This window comes from Bradyrhizobium sp. (genome assembly GCF_016462955.1).
Classification (GTDB): Bacteria; Pseudomonadota; Alphaproteobacteria; order Rhizobiales; family Xanthobacteraceae; genus Bradyrhizobium.
This window is the reverse complement of record NZ_JAEMSD010000116.1, coordinates 2,173-4,238: the sequence shown is the minus strand read 5'-3', so window position 1 is coordinate 4,238 and position 2,066 is coordinate 2,173. Positions and strand designations below refer to the sequence as shown.

The window sequence follows — 2,066 nt, the reverse complement described above, 5'->3', positions numbered from 1 at the left end:
TTGCCGACCGGCTCCTTCTTCCAGCGCAGGCCCTGGTCGTAGGTGGTCACCAGACCCGGCATCAGGCCGATATTGGTTTCCGGCACTTCGCCGCCGGCATAGGGCATCGGATAGAGGCTGATGTCGAGCGCGCCCTTGCGCATCGCGGAGAACTGCGCGTTGGTCTTGATCAGCGAGGAGTTTGGATAAATCTCGGCCGCGATGTCGCCATTGCTGCGCTTGGCGATCTCTGCGGCGAACGTGCGGCAGAGCCGGTCGCGGAAATCGCCCTTGTCGATGGTGCCGCCGGGGAACTGATGCGAGATCTTCAGCGTGGTCGCGGCCTGCGCGGTACCGGTGCCGAAGCGGAGGATGGCGGGCGCAGCGATGGCGGTCGCGAGCAGATGGCGGCGCGTGAGCATGATGTGATGTCCTTGGGCAGTTCTTTGAACGGTTCTTGTTTTCGCGTGATCGGGTTGGTCAGCGACCGCTGCGTAGTCCCATCCTGGCCGCTGTTTCACCCGATATGCTCTCAACTGATAGTTCGAGATCGGATGTCGCGGCAAGTGCCGGGTGTGCTGCGCTGCACACACATCCAATCGTCGCTGGAGCCCTGGGCTCTTTCGGTCGAGGGCTCCCGGTGCGCTCACCGAAAATTATCAAGGGCTGCGTAACAACACCCCCCGACCATCCGTCGAGTCTGGGTAGCGGCGTCCGTCGCTGACAAACACCACCTCGAAGGGAAGATCATCCATGACCATTCGCACCCGCATCGTGCTCGGCGTCTCGGCTGCCGCTCTTTCGCTTGGCCTTGCGCTGTCGCCGGCCGCTTTCGCTCAGGACAAGATGAGCAAGGATGACGGCATGATGAAGAAAGACACGATGTCCAAGGACGGCATGATGAAGAAGGACACCATGTCCAAGGACGACGGCATGAAGAAGGACCACATGTCGAAGGACGGGATGAAGAAGGACGACGGGATGATGAAGAAGAACTGATCTTCCATCCGCCCCGCGCAGGGCCGGCACACCACCGGCCGCGCATTCTCGAATTCCGGGAGCGGTCCCATAGACCGCCCCGGATGAGGTTTCAGTGCCAGTTCAATCGAACGTGATCTGGCAGTCTTACTTGCGCTTGGCCTTGCGGGCCGCGTAGCGCGCATCGCGCTTGGCCTTTTGGTCGGCTTCCAGCGCAGCACGCTGAGCTTCGGCCTCCTCGGCCTCGCGCGCGATCCGTGCGGCTTCGGCGGCCTTGGCCTCTTCCTCGCGGCGCTTCTGCTCCGCCTTTTCGGCCTCTCGCGCAGCCTTCGCCTCGGCGCGCTTGGCCGCAAGAGCTTCGCGCTCGGCACGCTTCGCCGCAACCGCCGGAGCATCGGGACCCGGTTGCGATTTGAATTTGTTCAAAAGATTTTTGCGAGCGTCCTGCGCCGCCTTTTGCCGGTCTGCGAAGCCGGGTTCCCTGAATCCACTCATGGACGAGCCTTGTCTTCCTCGCTTTCGATATTAAATCGGTGCCTGTTGGTAAGTCGGCTGGGCATAGCAGGCGCCACGCGACGCATAAGCGTGTACATCGGCGCGCGTCGCGAAGCCACCCATAATCGCAGCCGATCAGGTCAACGAAAAATCGCCCCCCGACGATCTCTCGTAGCCCCGAAAAACTGCCGAATTGTGATCTCCCTCATAAAGGGAGCACTTGGGCGACGCCTAGCGTTCGCCCGAAAAGACACGGAGCACGGGCATGACGATCTCACGACTGAGCCTGAAGGCGCTCGCAATCGCTGCCGTCCTGGCAGGCGTGGCCGGCGCCGCAATCTTGCTCGCTCGCCCGCAGCCCGTCGAAAGCGCCCTGCTGGGAGCGGATTGGGAATGCACCCAGACCGCGTTCGTGCTCACCACTTGTGCACCGCGGGCCCAGGAGGCGATTCCGGCAGTCGAGACCTTGCGCGAGAATGCGATCCGGCAGACCCGGGGCTGAGCCCAAAGAGGTCGCCCACATGGTGAGCTCGGTGTGACGGGCTGCCTTAAGAGGTAGCCAAAGCCGCCCCGGTTGTGTGATCAGGTGGCGATGTCCAAGCCCGAAACGAGCC

3 protein-coding genes and 1 pseudogene are annotated in these 2,066 nt (G+C 62.5%); 2 read left to right on the top strand and 2 right to left on the bottom strand.

What is annotated here, in order from left to right; all coding sequences use genetic code 11:
* Positions 1-305: pseudogene (locus JHD07_RS14620) on the bottom strand (C4-dicarboxylate ABC transporter); the annotation flags it as partial.
* 427 nt (positions 306-732) lie between these two features.
* On the opposite strand from JHD07_RS14620, the gene JHD07_RS14615 reads away from it, so the two are divergent.
* Positions 733-978, top strand: coding sequence for a pentapeptide MXKDX repeat protein (locus JHD07_RS14615; protein ID WP_291623300.1), 246 nt, complete (start codon positions 733-735; stop codon positions 976-978).
* Between the two features lie 126 nt (positions 979-1,104).
* Here JHD07_RS14615 and JHD07_RS14610 read toward each other — a convergent pair whose 3' ends face one another.
* Entirely contained in the window at positions 1,105-1,452 is a 348-nt protein-coding gene (locus JHD07_RS14610; protein WP_291623298.1) for a DUF6481 family protein, read from the bottom strand.
* A 265-nt stretch (positions 1,453-1,717) separates the two neighbouring features.
* Here JHD07_RS14610 and JHD07_RS14605 point away from each other — a divergent pair, with 265 nt between their 5' ends.
* Positions 1,718-1,954 (top strand): hypothetical protein, encoded by a 237-nt coding sequence (locus tag JHD07_RS14605; RefSeq protein ID WP_291623296.1) that lies wholly within the window; start codon positions 1,718-1,720, stop codon positions 1,952-1,954.
* Positions 1,955-2,066: the final 112 nt, after the last annotated feature.